General features: G+C 69.7%; 24 protein-coding genes and 1 tRNA gene. 21 read left to right on the top strand and 4 right to left on the bottom strand.

Annotated elements, in window-relative coordinates:
* The 5 genes from ACFE64_RS00470 to ACFE64_RS00450 all read left to right on the top strand — a co-directional run.
* Nucleotides 1–2639 (top strand): valine--tRNA ligase (locus ACFE64_RS00470; protein WP_375390471.1); only part of this gene is annotated, 2639 nt, incomplete at its 5' end.
* A gap of 105 nt (nt 2640–2744) precedes the next feature.
* Nucleotides 2745–4199 carry an MATE family efflux transporter gene (locus ACFE64_RS00465; protein WP_375390470.1) on the top strand — a complete coding sequence of 485 codons (1455 nt, stop codon included), beginning with the start codon at nt 2745–2747 and terminating at the stop codon, nt 4197–4199.
* Nucleotides 4200–4243: 44 nt separating this feature from the next.
* Nucleotides 4244–5230: a porphobilinogen synthase gene (gene hemB / locus ACFE64_RS00460; protein ID WP_375390469.1), complete on the top strand. Its 987-nt coding sequence runs from the start codon at nt 4244–4246 to the stop codon at nt 5228–5230.
* On the top strand, nt 5227–5766 hold the full coding sequence (locus ACFE64_RS00455; RefSeq protein WP_375390468.1) for a GNAT family N-acetyltransferase: 540 nt from the start codon (nt 5227–5229) through the stop codon (nt 5764–5766). The genes hemB and ACFE64_RS00455 overlap by 4 nt, the downstream gene beginning before the upstream one ends.
* Nucleotides 5741–6295 carry a GNAT family N-acetyltransferase gene (locus ACFE64_RS00450; RefSeq protein ID WP_375390467.1) on the top strand — a complete coding sequence of 185 codons (555 nt, stop codon included), beginning with the start codon at nt 5741–5743 and terminating at the stop codon, nt 6293–6295. The genes ACFE64_RS00455 and ACFE64_RS00450 overlap by 26 nt, the downstream gene beginning before the upstream one ends.
* A 19-nt stretch (nt 6296–6314) precedes the next feature.
* On the opposite strand, the gene ACFE64_RS00445 is transcribed toward ACFE64_RS00450, so the two are convergent.
* Nucleotides 6315–6806, bottom strand: coding sequence for a hypothetical protein (locus ACFE64_RS00445; protein ID WP_375390466.1), 492 nt, complete (start codon nt 6804–6806; stop codon nt 6315–6317).
* An 82-nt stretch (nt 6807–6888) separates the two neighbouring features.
* Here ACFE64_RS00445 and ACFE64_RS00440 point away from each other — a divergent pair.
* Together ACFE64_RS00440 and ACFE64_RS00435 are read left to right on the top strand one after the other, a co-directional pair.
* A tRNA-Arg gene (locus tag ACFE64_RS00440) sits at nt 6889–6965 on the top strand.
* 302 nt (nt 6966–7267) lie between these two features.
* Nucleotides 7268–10621 (top strand): PAS domain S-box protein, encoded by a 3354-nt coding sequence (locus ACFE64_RS00435; protein WP_375390465.1) that lies wholly within the window; start codon nt 7268–7270, stop codon nt 10619–10621.
* A 194-nt stretch (nt 10622–10815) separates the two neighbouring features.
* Here the strand turns inward: ACFE64_RS00435 and ACFE64_RS00430 are convergent, their stop codons facing one another.
* On the bottom strand, nt 10816–11862 hold the full coding sequence (locus ACFE64_RS00430) for an alpha/beta fold hydrolase (RefSeq protein ID WP_375390464.1): 1047 nt from the start codon (nt 11860–11862) through the stop codon (nt 10816–10818).
* A gap of 104 nt (nt 11863–11966) precedes the next feature.
* Nucleotides 11967–13097: a sensor histidine kinase gene (locus tag ACFE64_RS00425; protein WP_375390463.1), complete on the bottom strand. Its 1131-nt coding sequence runs from the start codon at nt 13095–13097 to the stop codon at nt 11967–11969.
* Nucleotides 13098–13351: 254 nt separating this feature from the next.
* On the opposite strand from ACFE64_RS00425, the gene ACFE64_RS00420 reads away from it, so the two are divergent.
* From ACFE64_RS00420 to ACFE64_RS00355, 14 genes are all read left to right on the top strand, one after another.
* Nucleotides 13352–14353, top strand: coding sequence for an NADPH:quinone oxidoreductase family protein (locus ACFE64_RS00420; protein WP_375390462.1), 1002 nt, complete (start codon nt 13352–13354; stop codon nt 14351–14353).
* A 55-nt stretch (nt 14354–14408) separates the two neighbouring features.
* Nucleotides 14409–15770 (top strand): FAD/NAD(P)-binding protein, encoded by a 1362-nt coding sequence (locus tag ACFE64_RS00415; RefSeq protein WP_375390461.1) that lies wholly within the window; start codon nt 14409–14411, stop codon nt 15768–15770.
* 71 nt (nt 15771–15841) lie between these two features.
* Nucleotides 15842–16165 carry a DUF1476 domain-containing protein gene (locus ACFE64_RS00410; protein WP_375390460.1) on the top strand — a complete coding sequence of 108 codons (324 nt, stop codon included), beginning with the start codon at nt 15842–15844 and terminating at the stop codon, nt 16163–16165.
* Nucleotides 16166–16170: 5 nt separating this feature from the next.
* Nucleotides 16171–16407 carry a BolA family protein gene (locus ACFE64_RS00405; protein ID WP_375390459.1) on the top strand — a complete coding sequence of 79 codons (237 nt, stop codon included), beginning with the start codon at nt 16171–16173 and terminating at the stop codon, nt 16405–16407.
* Nucleotides 16408–16414: 7 nt separating this feature from the next.
* Nucleotides 16415–16750, top strand: a complete 336-nt coding sequence (gene grxD / locus ACFE64_RS00400) for a Grx4 family monothiol glutaredoxin (protein ID WP_375390458.1) — start codon at nt 16415–16417, stop codon at nt 16748–16750.
* 59 nt (nt 16751–16809) lie between these two features.
* Nucleotides 16810–18093, top strand: coding sequence for a glycosyltransferase (locus ACFE64_RS00395; RefSeq protein ID WP_375390457.1), 1284 nt, complete (start codon nt 16810–16812; stop codon nt 18091–18093).
* 218 nt (nt 18094–18311) lie between these two features.
* On the top strand, nt 18312–18689 hold the full coding sequence (locus ACFE64_RS00390) for a BlaI/MecI/CopY family transcriptional regulator (protein WP_375390456.1): 378 nt from the start codon (nt 18312–18314) through the stop codon (nt 18687–18689).
* Nucleotides 18676–20271 (top strand): M56 family metallopeptidase, encoded by a 1596-nt coding sequence (locus tag ACFE64_RS00385; RefSeq protein ID WP_375390455.1) that lies wholly within the window; start codon nt 18676–18678, stop codon nt 20269–20271. The genes ACFE64_RS00390 and ACFE64_RS00385 overlap by 14 nt, the downstream gene beginning before the upstream one ends.
* Nucleotides 20272–20455: 184 nt before the next feature.
* Complete coding sequence (locus ACFE64_RS00380) at nt 20456–21322, top strand: MBL fold metallo-hydrolase (RefSeq protein WP_375390454.1); 867 nt, start codon at nt 20456–20458, stop codon at nt 21320–21322.
* The gene (locus ACFE64_RS00375) at nt 21298–22005 is read left to right on the top strand and encodes a hypothetical protein (protein WP_375390453.1); all 708 of its coding nucleotides are present in this window, start codon (nt 21298–21300) and stop codon (nt 22003–22005) included. Before ACFE64_RS00380 ends, ACFE64_RS00375 begins: the two co-directional genes overlap by 25 nt.
* Complete coding sequence (gene nadA, locus ACFE64_RS00370) at nt 22002–23003, top strand: quinolinate synthase NadA (RefSeq protein WP_375390452.1); 1002 nt, start codon at nt 22002–22004, stop codon at nt 23001–23003. The genes ACFE64_RS00375 and nadA overlap by 4 nt, the downstream gene beginning before the upstream one ends.
* Before the next feature lie 132 nt (nt 23004–23135).
* Nucleotides 23136–23975: a carboxylating nicotinate-nucleotide diphosphorylase gene (gene nadC, locus ACFE64_RS00365; RefSeq protein WP_375390451.1), complete on the top strand. Its 840-nt coding sequence runs from the start codon at nt 23136–23138 to the stop codon at nt 23973–23975.
* 43 nt (nt 23976–24018) lie between these two features.
* Nucleotides 24019–24453 (top strand): hypothetical protein, encoded by a 435-nt coding sequence (locus ACFE64_RS00360; protein ID WP_375390450.1) that lies wholly within the window; start codon nt 24019–24021, stop codon nt 24451–24453.
* A complete protein-coding gene (locus ACFE64_RS00355) occupies nt 24450–25163 on the top strand; it encodes a ribonuclease T (RefSeq protein WP_375390449.1) in 714 nt (237 codons plus the stop codon). The genes ACFE64_RS00360 and ACFE64_RS00355 overlap by 4 nt, the downstream gene beginning before the upstream one ends.
* On the opposite strand, the gene ACFE64_RS00350 is transcribed toward ACFE64_RS00355, so the two are convergent.
* On the bottom strand, nt 25154–25576 hold the full coding sequence (locus tag ACFE64_RS00350) for a DUF4112 domain-containing protein (protein WP_375390448.1): 423 nt from the start codon (nt 25574–25576) through the stop codon (nt 25154–25156). The genes ACFE64_RS00355 and ACFE64_RS00350 overlap by 10 nt on opposite strands.

Below are 25576 nucleotides of genomic sequence, written 5' to 3'. Positions count from 1 at the left end.
AGGACGCGCTGTGGGTGGTCGGCACCGATCATGCCGGCATCGCCACGCAGATGGTCGTCGAGCGCGATCTGGCGCTGGAGCAGAAGAAGCGCACCGACTTCACCCGGGACGCGTTCGTCGAGCGGGTATGGGAATGGAAGGCGAAGTCGGGCGGCGAGATCACGCGCCAGCTGCGCCGGCTGGGCTGTTCGATGGACTGGTCCAACGAGCGGTTCACGATGGACGAGGGCTTTTCGGCCGCGGTGCGCCACGTCTTCGTGCGGCTGCATCGCGAGGGGTTGCTCTACCGCGACAAGCGGCTGGTGAACTGGGACCCGGCGCTCCGCACCGCCGTCTCCGACCTGGAGGTCGAGGCGCGCGAGGTGAGCGGGCATATGTGGCACTTCAAATATCCACTCGCGGGAGGCGAGACCTACACCTATGTCGAGCGCGACGGCGACGGGGCGGTCGTGCTGGAGGAAGAACGCGACTATATCGCGATCGCGACGACGCGGCCCGAGACAATGCTCGGTGACGGCGCGGTCGCGGTCCATCCCGACGACGAACGCTATCGACCGATCGTGGGCAGGCTCTGCGAGATTCCGGTGGGGCCCAAGGAGCACCGCCGTCTGATCCCGATCATCACCGACGACTATCCCGATCCCGCCTTCGGATCGGGCGCGGTGAAGATCACCGGCGCGCATGACGAGAACGACTATGGCGTCGCCCAGCGTCACGGCATCCCGATGTATCGCCTGATGGACGAGGTGGCGGCGCTGCGGACGGATGGGCCGCCCTATGCGGTCGCGGCAGCGCGTGCGCGGCAGATCGCCGCCGGCGCGGAGACGAGCGCGGCGGAGGTCGATGCGCTCAATCTCGTGCCGGACGGCTATCGCGGGCTCGACCGCTATGAGGCACGGGCGCGCGTCGTCGCCGACATCGACGCCGAGGGCCTGATGATCGGGATCGAGGACAAGATCATCATGCAGCCGTTCGGCGATCGCGGCGGCGTCGTGATCGAGCCGATGCTGACCGACCAATGGTATGTCGACGCGAAGACGCTGGCGCAGCCGGCGATCGCGGCGGTGCGCGACGAGCGTATCAGGCTGGTGCCGAAGACGTGGGAGAAGACCTTCTTCAACTGGATGGAGAACATCCAGCCCTGGTGCGTCAGCCGTCAGCTATGGTGGGGGCACCGCATCCCGGCCTGGTATGCCGAGGACGGCCGGGTGATCGTCGCCGAGAGCGAGGCGGCGGCGCAGGCCGAGGCGGGCGAGGGGGTGGCGCTGGTCCGCGACCCGGACGTGCTCGATACGTGGTTCTCCTCAGCGCTGTGGCCGTTTGCGACGCTGGGCTGGCCGGACCAATCCCCCTCGCGCTTGCGGGAGGGGCTAGGGGAGGGCCTGTCCGCCGCCGTGGCGCCAGCCGATCCGACACGCCCTCCCCCGACCCCTCCCGCAAGCGGGAGGGGGGGACAGTTGAACGGCCGCTACCCCAATGACGTGCTCGTCTCGGGCTTCGACATCCTGTTCTTCTGGGATGCCCGCATGATGATGCAGGGACTGCACTTCATGGGGGACGTGCCGTTCCGCACGCTCTACCTCCACGGGCTGGTGCGCGCCGCCGACGGACAGAAGATGTCCAAGTCGAAGGGCAACACCGTCGACCCGCTCGGGCTGATCGACCGCTACGGCGCGGACGCGCTGCGCTTCTTCATGGCGGCGATGGAGAGCCAGGGCCGCGACATCAAGATGGATGAGCGCCGTGTCGAAGGCTATCGCAACTTCGCGACCAAGCTGTGGAACGCGGCGCGTTTCGCGCAGGCGAACGGGATCGGCGGGTCGGACCATCCGGAGCCGCCGCCCGCGACGCTCGCGGTCAACAAATGGATCGTCGCGGAGACGGTGCGGACCGTGCAGGCCGTCGACCTGGCGCTCGCGGACTACCGGTTCGACGCGGCGGCGAACGCGATCTACCATTTCGTCTGGGACCGGTTCTGCGACTGGTATCTGGAGCTCATCAAGGGCGCGATCGACGCCGAGACGAAGGCGGTCGCCGGCTGGGTGCTCGATCAGGTGCTGGTCGTGCTGCACCCCTTCATGCCCTTCATCACCGAGGAGCTTTGGCACGCATTGGCGGAGCGCAATCACGACCTGATCGTGGCGAGCTGGCCGATGGCCGACGCGCGCGCGCTCGATCCGGCGGCGGAGGCGGAAGTCGAGTGGCTGATCCGGCTGGTGGGCGAGGTGCGCACTGCGAGGATGGAGCTGAACGTGCCGCCGGGTGCGCGCCTGCCGTTCGCGGTGCGCGACGCAACTTTGGACACCGAGGCGCGGCTCGCTGCCAATGCCGCCACCATCGCAAGGCTGGCGCGCATCGAGCAGGGGACTGGCGTCGGCGGCGAGGCGCAGCTGGTCGTGGATGAGGCGACCTATACGCTGGCGCTGGGCGACGTGATCGACCTCGCCGCCGAACGCGCACGCCTCACCAAGGCGATCGCGGCGGCGGAGAAAGAGCGCGATAGCCTCGCCGCGCGGCTCGGCAATCCGAGCTTCGCCGAGCGCGCCAAGCCGGAGGCGGTGGATAAGGCGCGCGCCGATCATGCCGAGCGTGCGGCGGAAGCGGAGCGGCTGCGCGCGGCGCTCGGGCGGTTGGGATGAAAGCCTATCCCGTCATCCCTGCGAAAACGGGGACCCATCTCCTCACCGCCGGGTTGGACCAACCGTCGGGAGCTGGATTCCCGCTTTCGCGGGAATGACAGGATAATGGCCCAACCACCGCACCGGCCCGGCCAGCGCGACCTCACCACCGGGCCGATCGCCTCCGCGCTGCTCGCCTTCGCGCTGCCAACGCTCGGGTCCAACGTCCTCCAGTCGATGAACGGCTCGATCAACGCGATCTGGGTCGGCCGCTTCCTCGGCGAGGGCGCGATCGCGGCGACCTCCAACACCAACATCATCATGTTCCTGATGTTCGGCGCGGTGTTCGGCTTCGGCATGGCGGCCACCATCCTGGTCGGGCAGAGCTGGGGCCGGCGCGACGTGGACAGCGCGCGCCGCGCTTTCGGCTCGGCGATCGGCCTCGTCATCGGCACGGCGATCGTCGTCGCCGCGCTCGGCTGGGCGTTCGCGCCCGACATCCTGCGCGCGCTGGCGACGCCGGGGGACGCCCTGCCGCTCGCCCAGACCTATCTGCGCGTCATCTTCCTCGGCCTGCCCGCGTCGATGGTGCTGGTGCTCGTCTTCATGGGCCTGCGCGGCACCGGCGATTCGCTGACGCCGCTCTGGTTCATGGGGCTGTCGGTGGTGCTGGACGCGGGGCTTAACCCGCTGCTGATCGCCGGGCTCGGCCCGTTTCCGCGGATGGGCATCGCCGGATCGGCGACCGCGACGCTGATCGCCAACGTCGTCGCCGTCGCCGCGGTCGCCGCCTACATCCACCTGCGGGACCTGCCGCTGCGGCTCAAAGGGTCGGAGCTTCGCTACCTGCTGCCGGAGCGCGCGCTGGTCCGCACTATCCTGGCCAAGGGCCTGCCGATCGGCGCGCAGATGATCGTCATCTCCGTGGCGGGGCTGACGATGGTCGGTCTGGTGAACCGCCACGGCATCGAGACGGTCGCCGCCTATGGCATCACGCTCCAGCTCTGGGCCTATATCCAGATGCCGGCGCTGGCGATCGGCGCGGCGGTGAGCGCGATGGCGGCGCAGAACATCGGCGCGGCGCGCTGGGATCGCGTCGCGCGGATCACCCGCGCGGGGCTGTTCTACAATGTCGTCATGACGGGCGCGCTGGTCGCCGCCGTGCTGCTGTTCGAGCGGCCGGTGTTCGCGCTGTTCGTCGGCGGCCATAGCCCGGCGCTGCCGATCGCACGGCACATCAGCCTGATCGCGACCTGGAGCTTCATCCTGTTCGGGGCGACCATGGTGCTGTTCGGCGTGGTGCGCGCCAACGGCGCGGTGCTGGGGCCGCTGGTGATCCTGTTCGTGGCGATGTTCCCGGTACGGCTGGGCGTCGCGCTGGCGCTCAAGCCGCTGCTCGGCGTCGACGCATTGTGGTGGAGCTTCCCGGCCGGCTCGGCGGCGAACCTGCTGCTGGCGTCGCTGTTCTATCGCTATGGCGGCTGGCGCAAGGGCGCACTCTATGTGCCCGCGTCGCCCGAGCCCGAACAGGAGGCCGGGACGGTGTTGGAGCCGGTCGGAACGCTGCGGCCGGTGCGGTGATCGGGGACCTTGCGCGCGTCGCCACGGCCGCGCAAACGGGCCCGATGTCGTCCTATCCCGCCGTCCGTCTCCGCCGCACCCGCGTGGCCGCCTGGAGCCGCCGGCTGCATGCCGAGACGGTGCTGACGCCGGCCGACCTGATCTGGCCGTTGTTCATCACCGCGGGCGACGTGGAGGAGCCGATCGCCAGCCTGCCCGGCGTCTCGCGCTGGCCGATCGCGCAGATCGTCGCGCGCGCGCGCGAGGCGCATGCGCTCGGCATCGCCTGCATCGCGCTGTTCCCGAACACCCCGCCCGAACGCAAATCGGCGCGCGGCGAGGAGGCGCTCAACCCCGACAATCTGATGTGCGGGGCGATCCGCGCGCTGAAAGATGCCGTGCCGGACATCGGCGTGCTGACCGACGTCGCGCTGGACCCCTACACCACGCACGGCCATGACGGGCTGGTCGACGACGCCGGCTATGTCGTCAACGACGCGACCGCAGCAATGCTGGTCGACCAGGCGCTGAACCAGGCGGCGGCCGGCGCGGACATCATCGCGCCGTCCGACATGATGGACGGCCGCATCGGCCTGATCCGCGCGGCCCTGGAGGCGGGCGGGTACCCCAACGTCCAGATCATGGCCTATGCCGCCAAATACGCCAGCGCCTTCTACGGTCCATTCCGCGACGCGGTCGGTTCGCGCGGGTTGCTGAAGGGTGACAAGAAGACCTATCAGATGGACGCCGCCAACTCCGAGGAGGCGCTGCGCGAGGTGGCGCTCGACCTGGCCGAGGGTGCCGACAGCGTCATGGTCAAGCCGGGCCTGCCCTATCTCGATATCGTCCGCCGCGTGAAGGAGCGGTTCGCGGTCCCCGTTTTCGCCTATCAGGTTTCCGGCGAGTACGCGATGATCGAGGCGGCCGTCGCCGCCGGCGCGGGCGAGCGCGACGCGCTGGTGCTGGAGACGCTGCTCGCCTTCAAGCGCGCCGGCTGCGCGGGCGTCCTCACCTATCATGCCGCGCACGCCGCGCGGCTGCTGGGCAAGTGATCGAGACGCCGCGCCTGCGGCTGCGCTCCTGGCGCGAGGAGGACAAGCCGGCCTTCGCGGAGATCATCAACACGCCGGCGATGATGGCGCATTTCGGCGGGGTCGCCTCGCGCGAACAGATCGATGCGTTGATGGACGCGCAGATGGCGAACCAAGCTGAATACGGCTTCTCGATGTGGGCAGTCGACGTGCGCGCGACGGGCGAGCTCGCCGGCATCTGCGGGCTGCGCAAGATGCCGTATGCGGAGACGCCGATCACCGGCGAGCTGGAGGCCGGCTGGCGCATCGCCGAGCGGCATTGGGGAACGGGGGTGGCGCGCGAGGCGGCGCAGGCGGCGTTCGACTGGGGCTGGGAGAACACGGATTTCCCGCGCGTCACAGCCTATACCGTCGCGGCCAACGTCAAGAGCTGGGGCCTCATGCTGAAGCTGGGGATGGGGCGCCGCGCCGACCTCGACTTCCGTCATCCGCGCTTCGCGGCCGACGATCCGCTGGGGGCGATGGCGGTGTATGCGCTCGACCGGCCGCGCCTGTGATTTCGGCGTGATCGAGACCGAACGCCTGCTGCTGCGCGTCTGGCGCCCGGACGACGCGAAGGCGCTTGACGCGATTCGGAGCGATCCGCGCGTCGTGGCGACGCTCGGGACGCCGGCCGATCCGCCAGCGACGGTGATCGAACGCCAGACCGCCCGCTTACAGGCGCACGGCTACTGCTTCTGGGCGGCAGAGTTGCGGGTCGATGCCCAGTTGACGGGCTGGTGCGGCATCCAGCCCGGCTTCGCGCCGCTGGCGGGCAAGACGGAGATCGGCTGGATGGTTGCCCCCGATCTATGGGGCCGCGGACTGGCCCGCGAGGCGGCCGCCGCGGTGCTCGCCTGGACGTGGGCGAACACGGCGCTCGACCATGTCGTCGCGATCACCACGCCGGGCAACACCCGCAGCTGGGGGCTGATGGAGCGGCTGGGGATGAGGCGCGTGCCGGGCGGCGAGTTCGATCATCCGGCGCTCGCCGAAGGGCACCCACTGCGGCGGCACTTCACCTATCGGATCGAGCGGCCCCGCTGAACAGCCGGATCAATCGCGCTCAGGGCTGCGGCAGTTTCGCGGTGAGCGCCGTGATGCGCGCCGTCTCGCGATCGCCCTCCGCCTGCGCGCGCGCCACCAGGGCGTCGAGAGCGGGGTAGGGCGCGCCTGCGGTTTCCGTCCGTTCCCGGATCAGCCCGTCCACCTCGGTCGCCAGCGCCGTCACCTGCTCGCGTCGGCCGTCCAGCGCCGCCACCGCCTGCTGCGCCCCGACCCAGCCATCGCTGCCGAGCGTGCGGGCGCCGGGCGCTGCGGCCGCCTTGTCCGCAGTTGCTGCGTCAGCATCGAACGCCTTGGCGGCTACATCCAGGCGGGCGCCCAACGCCGCGAGGCGCGCGTCCAGCGCCGGGTCGGCCGTCGATGCTGCCGGGACGACGGCAGGCTCCTCGAACCCCTGCCGTTCCGCCGCGCGCGGGGCGAGGGAAGGGCCGCCGCCGCCGGAATGCGCGCAGCCCGCGAGCAGCAGGAAGGGAAGGATGACAGCCGGCTTCACCGCCGCGGCCCTATGCGCCCCGGCCGCCGCAAGCAACGCACTTGCGCGCCCCAACCACCCCCGCTATGCGACCACCTCCCACGCGCCCGTAGCTCAGCTGGATAGAGCATCAGACTACGAATCTGAGGGTCGGACGTTCGAATCGTTCCGGGCGCGCCAACTTCCAATGGCTTGGGGGACGACCCCGCCGGGATCGGCCGCCAGGCAACATCCCAGGTAACACGCTGCCTTTACCAGACCTGCTTGGGAGCGGGATGTTGCGCTGCTTGGTCAAGAACCCTCCCGGTCGCGTCCTGACGCGCGGCCTTTTGTCCGGGTGATCTACATCACGGCAGAGTGGCTCGGGTTACGGTGCGAGCAGACGTTCGGGTCAAGTTGGCAAGGCCGGAGGCTGCTCGTTTCATGTGGCCCTCTGGTGGGCGCTTCACTAGGAGCGTGCACCACCCGTTTGAGGCGGCAGCATGAAGCCTGAAGTATTCATCGGAAACAGCGAGATGGCCTCGCTCATGCGCCGCACCGATTGGGCGCAAACAGGTCTCGGGCCGGTCGACCGCTGGCCGGAGGCGCTCAAGGTTGCGGTCCGGATCCTGCTCACGAGCCGCTTCGATATGTGGCTCGGCTGGGGTTCTGACGTCTCGTTCCTGTATAACGACGCCTACACTCCCACCCTCGGCGCCAAGCATCCCGCCTCGCTGGCGACGCCGACCCGCGAGCTGTGGGCGGAGATCTGGCCGGAGATCGAGCCGCTGATCCGCCAGGTGTATGAGGAAGGCGAGGCGACGTGGAGCGAGGCCTTGCTGCTGATGCTCGAACGTCACGGCTATGCCGAGGAGACCTACCACACCTTCTCGTACAGCCCCGTCTTCGATGACGACGGCAAGGTGGGGGGCCTCCTCTGCGCCGTCGTCGAGGAGACCGACAGGGTGATCACCGGACGGCGACTGGAGTCGCTGCGTCTGCTTGCGACGGAGTTGACCTCGGCCGACGCGCCGCACGCCGTGTTTGCCGCCGCCCATGCTGCGTTGGCCGGTAATGCCAAAGACGTGCCATTCAGCGTCACCTATCTGTTCGAGGGCAGCCACGCTCATGTAATCGACCGGACGGGCCTGGACGGGCCTCATTCAGGCATTCCGGAGACGATCGGGCTGAACGATGAGGCGCAATGGCCCCTCGGAACCGCCGGCGCCATCATCGACCTCTCCCAGGTACGCGGGCTTCCCCCAGGGCCATGGAAGCAGCCTCCGAGCCGCGCGATCGTCATGCCGCTCGAAGGGCAGGGCGGCGAGGAGGCGCGCGGCGCGATCGTCGTCGGGCTCAATCCGCATCTGCTCCTGGACGACGATTATCGCGGATATCTCAACCTCCTCGCCGGGCAGATCAGCTCCGGTCTTCAAGCTGCAGAGGCCAGCGATGCTGCGCGGCAACGGGCGGCCGATCTCGCCGAGGCTGCGCGTATGCGTGCCGAGGCGGCGGAAGCGCTGAGCAGGGTCAACGAACGGCTTTCCTCGGAGGTCGAAGCCCGGACCGGCGAGCGCGACCGGCTGCGTACCCTGTTCCAGAGAGCACCCGGCTTCATGTGCGTTCTGCGGGGGACGAACCACGTCTTCGAGTTCATGAACGAGGCCTATCTCCAGCTTGTCGGGCACCGGGATCTGGTCGGACTGCCCGCGCGCGCAGCGCTCCCGGAGATCGAGGGCCAGGGCTTCTTCGAGCTGCTCGACGAGGTCTACCGGACAGGACAGCCATTTGTCGGGCGGAAAATGCCGGTCGACCTACAGCGCGCGCCCGGAAGTCCGCTGGAAAAGCGTTTTCTGAATCTCGTGTATCAGCCCATCCTCGAGGCCGATGGCACGGTCACGGGCATCTTTGCCGAAGGGCACGACGTCACCGATCATGTTCAAAGCGAAGAGGCGTTGCGGGCCCTGAACGCAGACCTCGAGCGGCAGGTCATCGAGCGGACCCAGGCGCGCGGCCTTACCTGGCAGGTCAGCCCCGACCTCCTTGGTGCTCTGAACCCGCAGGGCTATTTCGAGACCTCCAATCCTGCCTGGAAGACGATGCTCGGCTGGAGCGAGGCCGAGGTCGCCGGCATGTCGATCTTCGACCTGCTTCACCCGGATGACGTCGAGCGCACCCGGGCGGGCTTCGCGCTTGCCCGGATCGGCCGGCCCGCCATCCGCTTCCCGAACCGCTACCGCTGCAAGGACGGCACCTACAAGTGGATATCCTGGACGGGAGTGGCCGAGGAAGGGATGGTCTATTGCAACGGGCGCGACATCACCGAGGAGGTCGCGGCGAGGGAACAGCGCGACCGGCTCTGGGCGCTGTCGGAGGATCTGCTCGCGCGTGCCGATTATGAAGGCAACCTGCTCGCGATAAATCCCGCGTGGACCAAGCTGCTCGGCTGGTCGGAGGAGAAGCTGCTCACCGAGCCTTACGCCGACATCATCCATCCGGAGAACGTCCCGACCGTCGTCGCCGCGCTGAACGCGATGGCCCAGACGGGCGAACCGACCCGCTTCGAGAACCGTATCCGCTCCGCCGAGGGCGAGTGGATGCCCATCGGATGGACGGTCTCGCCCGAGCCGGGTGGTGTTCACTTCATTGCGGTCGGCCGCGATCTCACCGAGGATAAGGCTCGTCAGCAGGAACTCGCCAGCGCGCAGGAAGCGCTTCGGCAGTCGCAGAAGATGGAGGCTGTCGGGCAGCTCACCGGCGGTATCGCCCACGACTTCAACAATCTGCTCGCCGGCATCACGGGAAATCTCGAGTTGCTCGAGCTTCGCCTCGGACAGGGGCGCACGGTTGGTCTGGACCGCTACATCGGGAGCGCGCAGGAGGCAGCGAAGCGGGCCGCGGCGCTGACGCAGCGGCTCCTCGCCTTCGCCCGGCGCCAGACCCTCGACCCCAAGCCCACGGACGTGAATGCGCTGGTCGCGGGCATGGAGGACCTCATCCGCCGAACCGTCGGTCCCAGCATCGAAGTGGAAGTCGTGGGCGCCGGCGGCCTGTGGCTGACCAGGGTCGATCCGTCGCAGCTCGAGAACGCGCTCCTCAACCTCTCGATCAACGCACGCGATGCCATGTCCGGTGCGGGCCGGATCACGATCGAGACGGCGAACCGCTGGCTGGACGACCGCGCGGCTAAAGAGCGCGACCTGTCACCCGGGCAATATGTCTCGCTGTGTGTCACCGACACGGGGACGGGCATGACTCCTGACGTCATCGCCCAGGCATTCGATCCGTTCTTCACGACGAAGCCGCTGGGCCAGGGAACCGGCCTCGGCCTGTCGATGATCCACGGCTTCGTCCGGCAGTCCGGTGGTCAGGTCCGGATCTATTCGGAGGTGGGGAAGGGGACGACGATGTGCCTCTACCTACCACGCTTCGCAGGCAAGCTCGACGGCGCCAACCACGAGGACGAGGCAGCTGCGGTGCCGGAAGGCCATGGCGAAACGATCCTGGTGATCGATGACGAGGCCGCCATACGGTCGCTCGTCGTCGAGGTGCTGGAGGAGGCGGGCTATCTCGTCCTGCAGGCGGAGGACGGTCCGAGCGGACTGGGCGTTCTGCGCTCGTCGCGGTCGATCGACCTGCTCATCACCGACGTGGGCCTGCCGGGAGGCGTGAACGGCCGGCAAGTGGCAGATGCGGCGCGAGTGACCCGGCCCGATCTGCGGGTGCTCTTCATCACCGGCTATGCCGAGAACGCTGCAGTCGGCAACGGTCTGTTGGCGACGGGGATGGAAGTCATCACCAAGCCGTTCTCCGTTGCGGCCATGACCAACAAGGTCCGGGACATGCTCGACCGATGATACAAGCAGCGTCCAAGCGGCTGGGCTTCCAGCTGGCGAATACATTTCTGTTCGCAGCCACTTCCCGCTGATACCGCCTGACAAATGGAATCTGCGCGCCCTGAAGGGCGAGCTTCAGTGCTGTCCCGTGCACGACGCCACGCTACCGCGATGCGCCGCCGTCGGAACCAAGTCCGGCGAACCGCGGCTCCGCCCTAAGCCGCAGTCGCCCGCTGGCGGTGGTTTCGGCTCAGGACGTCGTGGATTGCGGTTACCACCTGCTCCGGCACGGCATAATGGAGAAGGTGGCCCTGGCCGGGGATCACCCGGAGATCCGCAGCCGCCACCTCCTGCGCCAGCCGGTCAGCGTGCCTGGCCTTGTGGACGATGAGGTCTCCGTCGCCTGCCATGATAACCACCGGCACGGACAGCTCCGCGTATCGGCGGCTTAGCATAACCGCGGCTGGCACCATCATGGCCGTGTCCGCCGCGGTCGCACGGATCTGCGAGGGCCGGAGCGTCATCGCGACCGGAAACGCCGAGAACTTGTCCGGGATGGGTGCCGGTGCGAAGCTGGCCTTGATGCCGAGCGGGCCAGTGATCCGCGCCAGTAGCGGCGAGACCGTCGCGGCGAGCAGGTCGCCGAGAAGGGGAATGGCTGGAGTGGACGCGGGAACCACGTCCGGCCGCGCGGTACCGTAATAGTAGCCGGAGATCAGGACGAGGCCGCCGATGAGGTCCGGGTGGTCGAGCGCCATCGCGAGCGCAACCATCGTTCCCCAGCTATGGCCGACGAACACCGCGCGTTCGACCCCGAGTTGCTGGAGCGCGCGCGCAAGCAGGGCAGCCTGCGCCGAGGGCGTCCAGACAGTGGAGCGCGGCCGGTCGCTGTGGCCGAAGCCGGGGCGATCGAACGCCAGCACGCGGTGCCTCGCGGCGGCCAGGTCCAGCACGCCGCTGACCTCGAAATCCTGTAGCATGACGCCGTTGCCGTGCAGCAGCACGACCACCGGCCCTTCGCCGCGTTCGACATAGTGAAGCCTCACGCCGTCCACTTCGACGAACGCACCGGCCGGCGGCGTTTCAGCCTCGGCGCGTCGGGTGCTCGCGCGATTGAACACGGCCGCTGCCGTCGCGAACAGGCCGCCGACGCCGGCTGCGGCACCCCAGCGCCAGGGGCGAACGGGCGGGCGCGGCCCTGCGGCAGGAGCGAGGTTCGCCGCCGAATGGGCGTGCGCAGACTTTTCGGGCTTCTGTATCATGGGCCGTGAACCATTGTGCAGTGCACAAAGTTCATTGTCGGGAAGACGCGCGGGCGACTGATTGGCGCGACGGTTGCGCTAGCAAGCCGGACGGTGCCTGCCGGTTACCCCGCCAGCCGTTTGCGATCGATGTGCAACGTGACGATCAGGCCACCACTGGACCAGTCGTGTTCGATCGTGCCGCCCAGCTGCCCCGACACGCTGCGCTGGATCAGCTTGCTTCCGAAGCCTCCCGGCCCCTCCGGCTTCTCCACCATGGGGCCGCCGCGCTCCAGCCAGGTGAGGCGGATCGTGTCGCCACCACTGGTGCTGGAGACGTCCAGCGTGCCCGCGGGCTCGGACAGCGCGCCATATTTCATCGAGTTGGTGGCTAGCTCATGGATCACCAGCGCGAGCGCTGTCGCCGCCTGCTCTCCGACCCCGGTCCGCTCGACAGCAACCCGGACACGCCCGCGGAAAGCGCCGAGATCATCGTAGGGTGCGAGCAGCACGGTCAGGAGGTCCCCCAGCAGTGCGGCCTCACCCTGGCCGCCCGGCAACGGCCTGACCAGGTCATGTGCTCTTCCGAGCGCGGACAGCCGTCCGGTGAGCTCGTGCGCCATGTCCTGGGTGGTTTCGGTAGCGCGCGAAGCGATCATCGTCAGGCTGGTCGCGATGGCGAGCAGATTCTTGACGCGATGGCTCATCTCGCCCGCGAGCAGCTCGTGACCCTCCTCCGCCTGCTTGCGACCGGTGACATCGAGGAAGATGCCGAACATCGTGCGTCCGACGATGCCGACGTCCTGCCCCTGACCGCGAGCCGACACCCACCGGACCTCGTCGTCGACCATGATGCGGAAGTCGGTCTCGTAGGGGCCCAGCACCGCACGGGTCGCCGCGAAGCCGGCGCGGACCCGATCGCGGTCGGCCGGGTGGATGTGCACCGACAGCTCCTCGAAGGTAACGGCCGCGCTCCACGCTATGCCCCACAGCTCGAACCCGCGCTCGTCCATCGTGAACCGGTCGTCGTCGACGTTCCAGGCCCAGAGCGACACGCCTGCGGCTTCGACGGCGAGCCGGAGGTTCTCGGGCCGCCAGGCATGTGGTTCGGGAGCTGCAGATGTCACGCGCGCTGACGCCCTCCGGCTGCTGGCGGCGCCACGATGTGAACGGCCGGCCACGTCTGTGCCCCATCGCCGCCGCGCGCTCAACCACTTGACGAGACCGGCTTCCCGCTCGACCGGAGCCTGCCGCAACCAAGTGAGGAAAGAGCTCAGCTGTTGATGCACACTTGGCCCTGGCTTAGTGGTCGGCTCACAACGCCCTCTGACCTCCGGAACATGGCAAGGATTTGCGGGACGTTTCTCGAATACGCTATGATACCTTTACAATCCGAGGGTCGGACGTCCGGATCGTTCCCGGCGCGTCGGATCTTCGACTGACGTGCGCGGACAGCAATGGCCGATCATGCCGGCCAGCCGATCGCGTGACCCGAGCAAAGGAGAGCAGGATGAAGGCGTTGCTGTCGACTGCGGTGGGCGGGCCGGACACGCTGGCGCTGACCGAGCTACCCGATCCCGCCCCCGCGCCGGGCCAGGTGGTGATCGCGGTCAAGGCATGCGCGATCAACTATCCCGACGTGCTCATCATCGAGGACAAGTATCAGACCCGGCCACCGCGCCCGTTCGCGCCCGGCGGCGAGATCGCCGGCATCGTCGAGAGCGTCGGCGAGGGCGTGAGCGACTGGCAGCCCGGCGACCGCATCATGGGCACGATCGGCCATGGCGGGCTCGCGGAGAAGATCGCCGTCGATCCCTCGCGCCTGTATCGCCTCCCTCCCGAGCGCAGCTTCGTCGAGGGTGCGGCGCTGATCCTGACCTATGGCACCACCATCCACGCGCTGCTCGACCGCGGACACCTGAAGGCCGGCGAGACCTTGCTCGTGCTGGGCGCGGCGGGCGGCGTCGGGCTCGCGGCGGTCGAGCTCGGCAAGGCGTTCGGCGCGCGCGTGGTCGCGGCGGTGTCGTCGGAGGAGAAGGCGCAGGCGTGCCGCGAGGCGGGTGCCGACGCGGTGCTGATCTATCCGCGCGCGCCGTTCGACAAGGATCAGTCCAAGGCGCTGGCCGATCAGTTCAAGGCAGCCGGGGGCAAGAGCGGCTATGACGTCATCTACGATCCGGTCGGCGGCGATTATGCCGAGCCGGCGCTCCGCTCGATCGGCTGGGAAGGGCGCTATCTCGTGGTCGGCTTTCCGGCCGGCATCCCGCGGCTGCCGCTCAACCTGACGCTGCTCAAGAGCTGCGACGTGTGCGGCGTGTTCTGGGGCGCGTTCGCGGCGCGCGACCCGTCGGCGAACGACGCGCATGTCGCGCACCTCTTCCGGCTGTGGGACGAGGGCAAGATCGCGCCGCGCGTCACCGAGACGTTCCCGTTCGCCCGCGGTGGCGACGCGATCGCCAAGATGGCGGCGCGCGGCGCGATCGGAAAGCTGGTGGTCACCGTCAGCGACTGAACGGCGATGCTCGGGCGGCAATGACGTGCCGGCTCGGTATCGCTAGGGACCGCTGATGCGCCCCGACCAGCATCTCGTGATCGTCGGTGCCGGCTTTTCCGGCACGCTGCTCGCGATCAACCTGCTCCGCTTCGGCGGGTCGCCCGCGACGCTGGTGGAGCGTCGCGGCGGGCAGATGGGCCGCGGCGTCGCGTACAGCGCTACCGATCCCGGGCAGCTGCTCAACGTCCGCGCGAGCGGAATGAGCGCCTTCCCCGACGATCCGGGCCATTTCGCGCGCTGGGTGGAGGCGCGCGGCTGCGGCGGCGCGACCGACTTCGTGCCGCGCGAGCTTTACGGCGCGTATCTGGCCGAGACGCTGGCGGCGGAGCGGCAGGGCCGGGAGGGTCGGCTGCGGCTGATCGAGGCGGAGGCGACCGACATCTTCGATGAAGGCGATCAGCTGCGCGTGACGCTGGCGGCGGCGGACGCTCTGAGGGCCGACGTTGTGGTGCTGGCCACCGGCAACATGCCGCCTCATCCGCCGCCCGGCATCGATCCAGCCCGCCTGCCGGCGGAGCGCTACATCGCCGATCCCTGGCGGGCCGATCTCGCCCGCGATCTGGGCGAGGGGCACACCGTCGTGCTGCTCGGCACCGGCCTGACCGCGATCGACGCGGCGCTGCAGCTCGACGCGGCCGGGTTCGATGGCGAGGTGCTCGCGCTCTCGCGCCGGGGCCTGCGGCCGCGCGCGCACATCGTCGGCCAGACGGCCGGGCCGGGGCTCGCCGATCCGCCCGCCGCGCCGCTCTCGTCGCTGGTGCAGGAGTTTCGGCAGCGGTCGGAGGAACTGGGCTGGCGCGCTGCGGTCGACGCCTATCGTCCCGTCACGCAGCGGTTGTGGGGCATCAGCGACGCGACCAAGCGCGCGCGCTTCCTGCGGCATCTGCGGCCATTCTGGGACGTGCACCGGCACCGGCTCGCCCCCGCCGTCGCGGCGCGGATCGACGGCATGGTCACGGCCGGCCGGCTGCGCTTCGCGGCGGGCAAGATTGCAGCCAGCGGGCCGGCGCCCGGCGGCATCCGTCTCTCCTGGCGGCCGCGAGGGCAGGATCGAGCGGTCGAGACGCTTGCCGCGCGCGTCGTCAATTGCACGGGGCCGCAGGGCGACCTGACGCGCACGGACGAGCCGTTGCTGTGCGCGCTCATCGCGCGCGGCGCGATCCGGCCCGACCCGTTGCGCCTCGGGCTGGAGGTCGACGCGCAGAGCCAGGCCGTCCGCGCCGACGGCGCCATCGACGCGCGGCTCTGCTGCATCGGCCCGATGACGCGCGGCGGGTTGTGGGAGGTGGTCGCGGTGCCCGACATCCGCCGCCAGACCTGGGACGTCGCGCGCCGGCTCAGCAATGCGCAATGGGTGGGCGGCGAAGGCTTGTAGGTGGCGCCCGGAGTTGCGCGGCCAGCCACGCTTGCCTATCTTCGGCACGACGTTCCGCCGGGAGACCCGTGTTGACCACCTTCGACGACCGCGAGCACGCCTTCGAAGCCAAGTTCGCGCACGACGAGGAGATGGCGTTCCGGATCACCGCGCGGCGCAACCGCCTGCTCGGGCAGTGGGCGGCGGCCAAGATGGGGCTGACCCCGGCGGAGACCGATGCCTATTGCAAGGCGGTGGTGCAGGCCGAATTCGAGGAGGCGGGCGACGAGGACGTCGTCCGCAAGCTCGTGGGCGATCTGATCGCGGCCGGCGGGGACACCGACGAGGCGGCGGTGCGCAAGGCGCTCGACGAGCAGATGATCGAGGCCCGCCGCCAGCTGCTGGAGCTCAAGTAGCGCCGATGCCGATGGCCGCCGCCGAGATCGCGGACATGATCCGCGCCGCCGTGCCGGGTGCCGAGGTCGAGATCACCGACCTGGCCGGCGACGGCGACCATTACGCCGCGCGCGTCGTCAGCCCGACCTTCGCCGGCCTGTCGCGCGTCAAGCAGCACCAGGCCGTCTATGCCGCGCTCGGCGGCCGCATGGGCGGCGTGCTGCACGCCCTCCAGCTTACGACCGCCGTTCCGAAAGAGTGACACAGCCATGACCGACCTAAGCACCGACGACGCCCAGGCCCGCATCGATGCGCTGGTGAAGCAGAACCCCGTGCTCCTGTTCATGAAGGGCACGCCGCTGTTCCCGCAATGCGGCTTCTCCAGCCGCGCCGTTGCGATCCTCAACCATCTCGGCGTCGCGTTCGAGAGCGTGGACGTGCTGCAGGACCAGGCCGTCCGCCAGGGCATCAAGGCCTATTCGGACTGGCCCACCATCCCCCAGCTCTACGCCCATGGCGAGTTCGTCGGCGGCTCCGACATCATGATGGAGATGTACGAGTCGGGCGAGCTGGCGACCGTGCTGCACCCCGTGAAGGCGGACTGACAGCCGGTCCGTTCGCGTCGAGCCCGTGGCGGGGACGTTTTCTGTAAAGATCGCGGCGGATGCTTCGACACGGTGAGCGAGCCGCAGCGCAGCGTCGGGATCGGCCGCTCACCCTCTGCGACCTGACGCAGAGCTATTCACCGACGGCCGGCGGCGGCATCAGCACCTATCTGCGCGAGAAACGCGACTACATCCTGGCCCGCACCCCGCATCACCTGGTGCAGATCGTGCCGGGGCCGGCCGATCGCGTGACGGGGAGCGGTCGCCATACCCTGATCGAGGTCGCCGCCGACATGGTGCGCGGCAGCCCCGATTACCGCTTCATCCTGCGCGTCGGCGCCGTGCGCGCCATCCTCGCCGAGCATCGGCCGGACCTGATCGAGTCGCTCTGCCCATGGGTGCTGCCCTGGGCGGCGATTCATCACCGCCGGCGCTTTCCGGGCACGGCGCTGGTTGCCGGCTATCGCACCGATTTCCCCAACGCGCATGTGAAGCGGGTCGCGTTCGGCTTGTTCGGCCCCGTGATCGGGCGCGGCTTCCACTGGCTCAGCCTCGGCTACGCGCGGGCCACCTACCAGGCGTTCGACTGGGTCTATACCCTGGGCGAGGACGCGCGAACGGCGCTGGCGCGGCTGGGCATCGCCCGCACCAGCGTCCTGCCGCTCGGCGTCGATACCGAGCTCTTTTCGCCGGCCAGACGCGATCCGGCGTGGCGCGCCGAGCTGGGGCTGCCGGGGAACGGCCCGCTGCTGGTCTATGCCGGTCGCATCGACAACGAGAAGAGCGCGGACCGGCTGGTCAGCATGTTCCGCCGCCTGCCGCCCGGGCTCGGCGCGGCGATGGTAATGGTCGGGGACGGCAAGCTGCGCGCGCCGCTGATCGTGGCGGCGCGTGACCTGCCGATCGCCTTCCCCGGCTTCGAGCCGGAGCGGACGCGCCTGGCGCGGGCGCTGGCATCGGGCGACATCTATGTCTCGGCGATGGCCAACGAGACGTTCGGCATTTCGGTGCTGGAGGCGCAGGCGGCGGGGCTGCCGGTGGTCGGCGTCGCCTCGGGCGCGATGCCCGCGCGCGTGCCGGCGGGATTGGGCCTGCTGAGCCCGGTCGATGACGTGGACGCGATGGCGGGGAACGTCGCGGCGGTCTGGCGCGGCGATCCGCGGGCGATGGGGGGCGCCGCCCGCGCGCATGTCGAGCACGGCTTCAGCTGGCGGCGAACCTTCGAGCGCCTGTTCGTCGAGGTGTATCCGCCGGCGCTGGCCCGCGCGGCAGCGCGCGCGCCGGGAGGCCGGGTGCGGGTGGACCGGCGCGAGATCGCCGAAGCGGCCGGTCCACCCGTCTGAAGCGCGGCTCGTCCGCGTTCGGTTCTCACGACGATGCAGGCGCCGTGCCAGCATGTGCCGAGGGCTGATGTCCTGCACTTCGATAGTTAACGAATGGTAGCGGCTGCGGCCGGATGTAAGCCGGTCCGACATTTTACCGCCGCGCCCAGCCGCAGGAGCTAAGAGTTGACTACGACCGTAGTCAAGGTGATTACGTGCGTAGTCAGCAGGAGCGAGTCGTGGCCGATCGGATCAGCGATGCCGAGCATGCGGTGATGGAAGTGCTGTGGGAGGAGAGCCCGCTCACCGCGCAGGGCGTGGCGGAGCGCGTCGATCCCGCGCGCGGCTGGAGCGCCAACACGGTCAAGACGCTGCTCGGCCGCCTGCTCGCCAAGGGTGCGATTGCGCACGAGGAAGACGGGCGGCGCTACCTCTATCGCCCCCTCGTCGCGCGCGGCGATTACGTGGAGGGCGAGTCGCGCAGGTTGATCGACCGGCTGTTCGGCGGCCGGCTGACCCCGCTCGTCGCCCATCTCGCCGCGCGCGACGCGCTGACCGCCGAGGACGTCGCCGAGATCGAGGCTCTGCTGAAGGAGCTGAAGGATGACCGCCGCTAGCGTCATGTCCTGGGCGATCGATGCCCTGATCGCGTCCGCGCTGCTGATCGCAGTCGTGCTGCTCGTGCGCGGGCGCGTCCGTCGCGCCTTCGGGCCGCAGGTCGCCTATGCGCTGTGGGCGCTGCCGCTGTTCCGTTTCTTTCTGCCCGCGCTGCCCGCCGGCTGGTGGCGACATGCCGCCGCCACGCCGATCACCCGCGCGGGCGAGACCGTCACGGTGCTGATCGTCGCACCCGCCCGCGCCGTGGCGGCCGCGCCCGCGGCCTTTCCCGGGGGCCAAGCCCTGGTCCTTTTCTGGGCGGCGGGCGCGGCGGCGTTCCTCGGCTGGCACGCGCTGCGGCACCGACATTTCTGCCGGCGCGTATTGACGGACGCCCAGCGGATCGGGGATTTTGATGGAGTCTCTGTCCTAACCAGCGCCGCTGCGCCGGGGCCGCTCGCCTTCGGGATCTGGCGGCGCTACATCGCCTTCCCGCCCGATTTCGCCGAGCGCTACGACGCCGACGAGCGTTCGCTGGCGCTGGCGCACGAACTGGGCCATCACGCCCGGCACGACCTTCACGCCAATTGGGCGGCGCTGGTGGTGCTGGCCCTGCACTGGTTCAATCCGCTCGCCTGGCGCGCCTTCCATGCGTTCCGCGCCGATCAGGAGCTGGCCAACGACGCCCGCGTGCTCGCCGGCCGCGGACCGGAAACGCGCCATGCGTACGGCCGCGCGATCGTCAAGGCGGCGCACGGCGGCGCGGTGTCCGCCGCCTGCCACCTCCACACCATATCCGACCTGAAAGGGAGATTGCGTATGTTGACCACCTCGCGCGCCTCGCGTCGCCGCCTCGCGGCCGGTTCCGCCGCCGTGACGCTGCTGATCGCGGGCGGCCTTGGCCTCACCGCGTCGAGCAGCGCCGCCGCCGAGGCGATCAAGGACAGCGTCGGCGACGTGCTCCAGACCACGCCCGTCGAGCCGGTCCCGCCCGTCCCGCCGGTCCCGCCCGTGCCGGTCGTGCCGGTCGTGCGATCGACCCCAACGATGTCGAGCGACGCGCCGACGCGGGTCGACAAGAAGCGCGTCGTCATCGTCAGGGACGGCAAGACCACGACCTATGAGGGCACGGACGCCGACAAATATATTGCTGAGCACGACCTGCCGCTCCCCCCAACGCCTCCGGCGGTCGCGGGGAAGCCGGGCGATGTGCGGGTGATGATCCGCAGCGTCCGTACCGAAAACGGCAAGGACGGCCTGACCCGGGCGTGGGTGGTGAACATGCCCGAGATCAGCAGCATCAGCAGCATCAATTGCCCGGGCGACGCCACGGGCCCGGTGGTCGAGAACTCGGTCAAGGGCGGCAAGCAGCGCATTGTGGTCTGCACCAACCGCATCGAGCCGATGACCAAGGATGCCGAGCGTATCGCCGCAGACGGCGGCGACATTGAGCGCAGCGCGCGCATGACCGCCCGCTCCAGCCTCGGCGTCGCGCGCGCCGCGATCGAGCGCGACCGGAACCTCAGCGACAACCAGCGCCGCGAGGCCCTCACCAGCATCGCCGACGCGGAAGCCGAGCTGAAGGACGACGCGAAGGACTAAGATCCTCCCCGGGACGGGGAGGGGGACCGCCGGCCCACTAGGGCTGGTGGTGGAGAGGGCCCAAAGCCAGGTTCGCCGCCCAGATTGGAGCCCCCCTCCGTCACGCGCTACGCGCGCCACCTCCCCGTCCCGGGGAGGATTTAGGAAGTTGCCATCGCCCGCGGCAACCGCCATCTCCCGCCCCATGCCACAGGCCGCCCCCGGGACGCTCGTCCAGCTCGAGCCGCTGGTCGCGCGCGTCCTCGCGCCCAACCCGTCGCCCTTCACCTATACCGGCACCCAGACGCATATCGTCGGGACGACCGACCTCGCAGTGGTCGACCCCGGCCCCGACGAGCCCGCGCACATCGAGGCGCTGCGCGCCGCCGTCGCCGGGCGACCCGTGACCGCGATCGTCATCACCCACCACCATCGCGATCACAGCCCCGGGTCACGCCCGCTCGCCGCGGCGACGGGCGCGCCCATCGTCGGCGCCGCACCCGTCTTCGTCGGCGATGACGGGCCTCGCGCCGACGCCGCGTTCGATCTCGATTACGCCCCCGCAAGGGTGCTGGCCGAAGGCGACACGGTGGCGGGAGAAGGCTGGACACTAGGAGCGATCACCACGCCCGGCCACACCTCCAACCACCTCGCGTTTGCGCTCGCGGAAACCGGCGCGCTGTTCTCGGGCGATCACGTCATGGGCTGGTCGACCAGCGTCGTCTCGCCCCCCGACGGCGACATGACCGACTATATGGCGAGCCTCGACAAGCTGCTCGGCCGCGAGGACCGCGTCTATTATCCCGGCCATGGCGACCTGATCGACAATCCGCGCCGGCTGGTCCGCGGCCTGCTCGGTCACCGCAAGCAGCGCGAGGGGCAGATCCTGCGGCTCCTCGAAGACGGTCCGCAGGCGATCCCGGCGATGACGGTGCGCATGTATGCCGGGCTCGATCCGCGCCTGCTTCCCGCCGCCGAGCGCTCGGTGCTGGCGCATCTGATCGACCTGCGCGGGCGCGGGCTCGTCGGCGAGGCGGGGGAGGGCCGGTGGGCAAGCACGGCTGGCGCGTAGCCGCCATCCTGGTCCTGGCGCTCTTGGCGGTGGGACTGTTGCAGCAGCGCCGCCTGACCCAGGAAAGGCGGCGGCGCGAGCAGGCCGAACTGGACGCCGGTCTCGCCGCCTCGCGCGTGCTGAGCGCAAGGTTCGAGGCTACCGGTGAGCTCCGAGCCGCGCGGCTGAGCGGCCAAGTCGTGTCGCGAGGCGATTGCACCAGTGCCTACCTGTTCGGGAGCCAGCAGAAGACGGTGGCGCCTTACTCGATCAACTATATGGTCGACCTGAGCAGGGTCGATCGCGCCAGCTTCCGCTGGGACGCCAGAGATCGGATCATGTTCGTCGAAGTGCCCGGCGTGACGGTGGAGCCGCCCGCGATTGACATGAGCCGGGCGCGGAGCGCGCAGTCCGGCCTGTTCATCTCGCGCAAGTGCGGCCTCGCCATGCAGCAGCAGGTCTCCAGCCGCCTGAGCGCGGCCGCACAGGAGCGTGGGCGGCGCGCCGCCTATCTCGTCCGGGCCGGTGCCTCGGCCCGGACGGAGGTGACCGCGCTGATCCGCACGACGCTCGCTGCCGCCGGATTGAACGGCGTGCAGGTGCGGGTGCGTCTCGCTACCGATCCGCGGCCGGCCGACGATCGCGCCTGGGATCGGTCCCGCTCGATTGAAGAGGTGCTCGCCGATCCTACGTTGTCACGATGACCGCGCAACCGCTCAATCTCACCGGCCTCGACCTCCGCACCGAGATCGATCGCCTGCGCCGCGAGCGCAACGCGGTGATCCTGGCGCATTATTACCAGAAGCCCGAGCTGCAGGACCTGGCCGACTTCGTCGGCGACAGCCTCGACCTGTCGCGCCGCGCGGCGGAGACCGACGCGGACGTGATCGCCTTTTGCGGCGTCCGCTTCATGGCCGAGACCGCCAAGATCCTGTCGCCCGACAAGATCGTCGTGCTGCCCGACATGGACGCCGGCTGCTCGCTGGAGGACAGCTGCCCGCCCGCGCAGTTCGCCGCCTTCCGCGCCGCGCACCCGGACCATATCGCGCTCACCTACATCAACTGCTCGGCCGAGGTGAAAGGGCTGTCGGACATCATCGTCACCTCGTCGTCGGCGGAGACGATCCTCGCGCAGCTTCCCGCCGACCAGAAGATCATCTTCGGCCCCGACCGCAACCTCGGCGGCTATCTCGTCCGCAAGACGGGGCGCGAGATGCTGCTGTGGCCGGGCGTGTGCATCGTCCACGAGGCGTTCAGCGAGACCGAGCTGCTCAAGCTGCGCGCCGCGCATCCGGGCGCGCCGGTGGCGGCGCATCCGGAATGTCCGGCGGTGATCCTCGACCATGCCGACTATGTCGGCTCGACGCGCGGGATCCTGGAGTTCGCCAAGAGCTTTCCCGGCGACACGCTGATCGTCGCCACCGAGCCGCATATCATTCACCAGATGCAGAAGGCGCTGCCGGGCAAGACATTCATCGGCGCGCCCGGCGCGGACGGCAACTGCAACTGCAATATCTGTCCGTACATGGCGCTCAACACGATCGAGAAGCTCTATGTCGCGCTCCGTGACCTGGCGCCGCGCGTCGAGATCGAGGAAGGGCTACGCCTGCGCGCGAAGAAGAGCCTCGACGCGATGCTGTCGATGGCGAGCGCTACGGTGGGGCGGGGCGATCTGGGGCCCGCACGCGTGACGGGAGACTGAGGCCGGTCGGGCTGCGCGTCGCGCCGAGCTGTGCTTCCTTGATCGAAGCGCGGAGCGGGGACGGCACAGGCAGTAGCGAAGTGGGCGGGACAGGCCCTTGTCAGCCATCACCTGCCCTCGCACAGCGACGCGATGGATTTACCCGGCTTCGACCTCGACCGCTTCGTCCGAAGCACGCTCGCCGAGGACCTGGGCGACGCGGGCGACATCACCTCCGCCGCGGTGATCCCGGCCGATGCACGCTTCACCGGCGTGATGGACAGTCGGGATGCGATCGTCGTTGCCGGACTGCCGATCGCCGAGGCGTTCTTCCGTGTGCTCGATCCCGCCGCCCGCATCGAGGCGCTGGCGGAAGATGGTGCGCGGGTGGCGGCGGGCGCGGACCTGCTGCGGCTGGAGGGCGACGCGCGCGCGCTGCTGACGGCCGAACGCTCGGCGCTCAACACGGTCCAGCACCTGTCCGGCATCGCGACGCTTACCCGCGCCTATGCCGACAAGCTGCTCGGCACCGGCGCGACGCTGCTCGACACGCGCAAGACGTTGCCCGGCCTGCGGGTGCTGGAGAAATACGCCACGCGGATGGGCGGCGCGCAGAACCACCGCATGGGGCTGTGGGATGCGGCGATGATCAAGGACAATCACGTGGCGGTGGCCGGCGGCGTCGGCGAGGCGGTGCGGCGCGCGGCCGCGGCCGGGATCACGCGCATCATCGTCGAGGTCGACCAGGTAGACCAGATCGAGCCGGCGCTCGCCGCCGGGGCGACCTGGCTGCTGCTCGACAATATGGACCCGACGACGCTCCGGGGCGCGGTGACGCTGGTCGGCGGCCGCGTGCCGACCGAGGCGTCGGGCGGCGTTACGCTGGAGACGATCCGTGCGATCGGCGAAACCGGCGTGAGCTATGTCAGCGTCGGCCGGCTCACCCAATCGGCGCCGGCCGCGGATATCGGGCTGGACTTCACGTTGCGCTGACGTGTGAATGGCGGTTAGGTTGCGGCACGAGGGAGGGGCGATGATGGCGCGACCACGGGTCATAAGGGTGTTCGAGCTGCTGTTCCTGGGATCGCTGGCGCTGACCCTGGCGGGGGCGGTGCTCGTCTGGCCCGCGATGGTCGAGCAGGCCGCCACGAAGTCCGGAGCGAGCGGGCTCAGCGCGACCGCCCTCAACGCCATCGTGGCGGCCGGAGTGGCGATTGCCGCCCTGGTCACGCTGGTGCTGTGGTTCTTCATCGCCCGCCGGGGCTCCGCCGTGGCGAAATGGCTGCTGGTGCTGTTCACCGTCTACAATGTGTACGCGACAGCCACCTCGATGCAGGGGGGCGCGACATGGGGCAGCCTGAGCGGTGGCCTGTCCCTGGCGGCGCTGGCGCTGCAGGTCGCCGCAGTAGCGATGCTGTTCACGCCGGGCGCCATCGCCTGGTTCGCCGGCGCGCCGGAGGAAGTCGCGTGAGGGCACTGCTCGCCGCCGCCGCGCTGCTGGCGCCCACCGCCGCCGCGGCGCAGGCCATCCGCTGTTCGGTGCCGGGGCAGGTCGAGCGGCCCCATCCCGATCTCGCCAGCGCGGACCAGCCGCAGCGGCTGCTGCCGATCGGCGGCTACACGCTGGCGCTCACCTGGTCGCCCGAATACTGCCATGCCCATGTGCGCGACCAGGGCGCGCGGCTGGAGTGCGGCGGCGGCAATCGGTTCGGCTTCACGCTGCACGGGCTCTGGCCCGACGGCATCGGCAAGGACTGGCCGCAATACTGCCGGACGACCCCGTTGCTGCCCGAGCCGGTGATCCGCGGCGCGCTGTGCGCGACGCCGTCCGCGCAGCTGCTCCAGCATGAATGGGCCAAGCACGGTACCTGCGTGACGGGCGCCACGCCGGCGAGCTACTTCGCGCGGTCGACGGGGCTGTTCCGCCAATTGCGCTTCCCCGACATGGCGGTGCTGGGGCGAGACCGCATCAGCGCGGGCAGCCTCTCGCGGGCCTTGGCCGATGCCAATCCGGGGCTACCGGCAGAGGCCGTGCGCGTGACGGTGAACCGGCGCGGCTGGCTGGACGAGCTGTGGCTCTGCCTCGACACCCGTTTCCGCTACACGCGGTGCCGGGCCGGCAGCGGCGGTGTGAGCCCGACGACGGCGGTCAGGATCGAGACGGGCGCGCGTTACCGCTGATCGACCAGCGCGGTCGCGGGGTGGTGCTTGTCCAGGTGCCGCTTGATCATCTTCAGATTGCGCGTGTTGGAGCGGAAGAAGAAGTCCGGGATCGCGCCGACGAACGGAATGAGTCCGAGCAGCCAGTCGATGCCGACGTTGCCGAACATGCGCGCGACCTGCACCTTCGACATGCCGAGATTGCGCGCTTCCCACGCCATCCACGCGCCCAGCGCGGCGGCGACCGTATCGCCCGCGACCGGCAGCAGATCGAGGATGACGTCCAGCCCGACGCGCCGGTTGATGCCGGGGATGGTGAACAGCCCCTCCAGCAGGTGCTCCATCGCCTCGATCCGGCGGCGCACCGCGGCGGGATCGCGCCCGACCGGCAGGCGATCGAGCAGGCTCGGGTGGATGCGCGTGGTGTCTGCCAT

It is taken from the genome of uncultured Sphingomonas sp., assembly GCF_964250165.1.
In the GTDB taxonomy this organism is placed as follows: domain Bacteria; phylum Pseudomonadota; class Alphaproteobacteria; order Sphingomonadales; family Sphingomonadaceae; genus Sphingomonas.
The sequence above is the reverse complement of the archived record's forward strand: the minus strand, read 5'-3'. Positions and strand labels throughout refer to the sequence as shown.